This window comes from Nonomuraea sp. NPDC049400, assembly GCF_044466425.1.
In the GTDB taxonomy this organism is placed as follows: domain Bacteria; phylum Actinomycetota; class Actinomycetes; order Streptosporangiales; family Streptosporangiaceae; genus Nonomuraea.
In genome coordinates this window covers 1-3,624 of sequence record NZ_JBITMP010000133.1, presented here as the reverse complement: position 1 = coordinate 3,624, position 3,624 = coordinate 1, and the positions used below count along the sequence as shown (strand labels likewise).

Annotated in this window: 4 protein-coding genes; all 4 read left to right on the top strand. The window is 64.3% G+C overall.

Features of this window, described 5'->3' with window-relative positions:
• The first annotated feature begins 574 nt into the window (after positions 1-574).
• Positions 575-958, top strand: coding sequence for a type II toxin-antitoxin system RelE/ParE family toxin (locus ACIBVN_RS60650; RefSeq protein ID WP_397151977.1), 384 nt, complete (start codon positions 575-577; stop codon positions 956-958).
• Positions 955-1,296, top strand: coding sequence for a helix-turn-helix domain-containing protein (locus ACIBVN_RS60645; protein WP_397151975.1), 342 nt, complete (start codon positions 955-957; stop codon positions 1,294-1,296). Before ACIBVN_RS60650 ends, ACIBVN_RS60645 begins: the two co-directional genes overlap by 4 nt.
• A 244-nt stretch (positions 1,297-1,540) precedes the next feature.
• A complete protein-coding gene (locus ACIBVN_RS60640; protein WP_397151973.1) occupies positions 1,541-1,729 on the top strand; it encodes a helix-turn-helix domain-containing protein in 189 nt (62 codons plus the stop codon).
• A 596-nt stretch (positions 1,730-2,325) separates the two neighbouring features.
• Positions 2,326-3,624: DUF6531 domain-containing protein (locus ACIBVN_RS60635; RefSeq protein ID WP_397151971.1), on the top strand; the 1,299-nt coding region annotated here is incomplete at its 3' end.

Here is a 3,624-nt window from a genome sequence, read left to right as displayed (position 1 = left end):
ACGCCCCGAAACCAGGCCTCTACCTGCGACAGCGGTCCTCGTCGAGGAATTGGACCGAGAAATGATCACGAGAAATCAAGCCGTGGATTCAAGCTGAACCACGAAACGCTGGTTCGGATCTGGCCACACCTCTACTTGTCGATCGAGACCAGGACACCTGACACCCGGAACCTATCAAGGGCGCCTACTGCACCTTCGTCGTCGAGATCACCCGCACGATCGCCGAGGGTCACCGTCGCGGTCTACGACTGCGGTTGGTGGCGGCGCCCCCTTCCAGGCTGCCGATGAGGTCGACCTTGTTCGCCTGCTCGGAACCTCACCGGGCAGCCAGACCAGCCCGTCCTCCACCAGCTCGAACCCTCGAAGAGCGCCATGGTCCGCGCCCGGCGTCCGCAGGGCCGGCGGCGCGCTCGCCTCCCGGTAATCTGACCCTGGACATGGCCAGGAACCGGGCATCGGGACCTCGGCCTGAAGGCCATCGAGACGCCTGCCGGACCGGAGAACGGGACCTCTCGCTGTGGCGCAGCCGGGGCATCGTCTTGAATATGTCGTCAACGACATATAGCGTTGTGGGGTGGATGCGCTCTTCGCCATCGAGGTCGAGCCCGAGGTGCGGGATTGGTTGGAGGCGTTGCCGGCCAGGCATTTCCTCAAGATCGACGAGTATGTCGGGCTGCTCGCGGAACACGCTGCCGCGCTCGGCGAGCCCTATGCCCGCTACCTGGGCGACGGAGTTCGGGAGCTGCGGCCCATCCTCGACGGTGCTGCCATACGCATAACGTACTGGCTCACGCCGAACCGCACCGCGGTCCTGCTAACCGTCTTCCGCAAGACGAGAATGCGGGAGGACGCCGAAGTCAGGCGCGCCAAGCTCGCCCAGAAGGTCTGCGAGGCCGAACACGGTCCAGCGCACGAGGAGTTCATCCGCACCATTAAGGAAGGAGAGGTGGGGCAATGAGCCACAGCCGCTGGAAGACCTTGCGCGAACGCAAGCTCACCGCAGGTTTCACCGAGCCGGAGGACGTGGCCGAGGCTCGTCGCGAGATCCGGCTGTCCATGGCCCTGGCGAAGGCGGTGTACGACCGGCGCACCGAACTCGGGCTCACTCAGGCTGAATTGGCCGACCGCGCGGGCCTCACTCAGGCGAAGGTCTCCCGGATCGAAGGCTCTGACACCGTCCCCACACTGCCGCTTCTCGCCAAGCTGGCCGAGGCCCTTGACGCCACCCTTAACATCGCCCTCGACAACGACGACACCCAGGTGAGCTTCACCGGACACCGCACCAACGCGGCCTGAGCAGTCCAAGCACTCCGCGCTGTGCTTCGGCGGTGTGATTGGGATTCGAATAGACGAAAACGTATGACGGCGGCCACGGCATAGGGCATGGGCGTATCTGAAGGAGTTGCCATGAGCGCCAAGTTTCACGCCCATACGCGTGAGGAGTTCATCACCGAGTTCGTCCACCCTGACGACCGCCAGGCGTTGAAGGAGGCACGGGAGCGTCGGTTGGCCCAGGGTGCCCGAGGGGTTTCTGACCGACATGCGTAAGAAGGTCGGACTGACCCAAGCCGAGGTGGCCCAGGCGATGGGGGTGTCCCAGCAGCGCGTCTCGGTGATCGAGAACGGGGCCATCGCCGAACTGGCCACCCTCAGCCTGTACATCCATGCCCTGGGCGGAGAACTGAAAGTCATCGCCGACTTCGGGGACACCTGGCAACGCGTCGCCTAACCGGATCCAAGAAGGCCCCGGACCAGCCAGCCGATCTGAAGATTCCATGATCACGCTGTGTGCTCTTCTCCGGGGTGGTCGTACGAGCGGGTGGCGGCTCCCCTGCGGCCAGATTGGCGGGAACCGCGTGGACCTTGATGTCCACCGGAATGGCGTCGTCCAGCACCGCGGGGATCGTGCCCACCCAGCGACGAGAGCACCGACTAAGGACAAGCCGCGAGCACATCACACCTTTCGGCTCCGAGCGTGACACGACACCGCACCGGCCGAGCGCTTCCTTATGGCCCCACGGCCAGGAGCATGATCACTTCAACAAGCCGACGCAGCAGCTCGTGATCAATAACCGCCGAATGGTGCAATCCGGTACGTCACACTCCGCGCTCGCCCGACGGCGAAATCGCTCTTGTAGCGCGATCTTGCGGAAAGTTAGGCTTTGCCCGTTTGGTCAGAGCTCCAGAGCCGCACGAGTCAGGATGGCCTGCCGGGTGGGGTGGAGCGACGTCTGACACCCGTATGGGTGTCCCTCGTTGTGGTTCGGAGCGTGACGGCGTATGCGCCGGAGTTTGGCATGGGCTCGTTCTGGGCGGAAGCCCGCCATGATGGCAGCAACCCTCATGGGCCTGTTGCCAGGCTTGCTCATGTTGCAGTCGTTACCGGCCGCTGCCAATACGGTTGCCCTTGCTGTGTCCGCCGCTTTCCAAGGCCCTGTGGAAACGCCGAAGCAGGCCTTCGGGTCCACGAAAACTTTGCCCGCGCTCACCTCGAGCGATGCCACGCGGACGTCTGCCGCTGCGGGCACGCCGGAGAAGGACGTCGAGATACCGAAGAAGGCGTTGCCGCGGGAAGACCGTGAAGGTGTCACGCGGAAGGCGAGGGCGGCCGGCAAGCCTGTGGGTAGCGCTTCGGCGTTCATGGCGCAGTTGGAGACTGAGCCGCCGTGCGGGAGTGTCCCGGCATGGAGAGCTGGCTATGCGGTCGCCGCGTATGAGCGTGTGGCCTACCAGCAGACCATTTGGGAAGCCATGTTGGGTATACCGGGCTATCTCAACCAAAAGCCGCCACCAGAGTTTTACCCTGGCACTTACTGGGAGAAGATCGGTTCCTGCCCGCTTCCGCCGGCGCCGACGGTCACCTCGATGTCTCCGGACAACGGCTCGCAGGTGATGACGACCACGCCGACGTTGAGCGCTACGGCTACCACGTGGGAGGGCGGTGCGGTCGGCTTCGACTTTGAGGTGTGTGAGAGCCCGTCGATGTCCGGCTGCCAGACCTACGAGGACTGCTGTGAGTTGTCCGGCAGTCGGACGGTGCCGGAGGGCATGCTGTCCTGGGGGCGTCAGTACTGGTGGCGGGTCGAGGTGTCAGACGCTTCCACCATCGGCGGCAAGAGTGCGTACTCGCAGACGCGGTCGTTCGTCGTCGGGGTGCGCCAGCCCACGATCACTTCGCAGTTGTCCACCCCGGGCGTGAACGGGCAGGAGTTCCATCAGGCTTCTGGGAACTACACCACCACGTTCACCGATGCGCAAGTCTCGGTGGCTGGGCCGCCGCTGTCGGTGGTGCGCTCCTACAACAGCATGGACCCGCGGCGTGATGGCGCTTTCGGGGCGGGTTGGTCCACGCGCTGGGACATGCGCGTGGTGGAGGAAAGCATCCGTGGACTGGCGTCGGTGCTGGTGACCTACCCGGACGGACGGCAGGTGCGCTTCGCAAAAAAGGCCGATGGCGGCTACCAGCCCCCGCCGGGCATGTTCGCCACGCTCGCCAAGAACGCCGACGGCAGCTGGCGGCTGATGGACAAGTCCCAATGCCGTTTAGTTTGGCTTCACGCTGGTTTGTCAAGGTTCATCGGGCATGTGGATGTTGATGCTGATGGTGGCCTTGTAGCTGGTTCG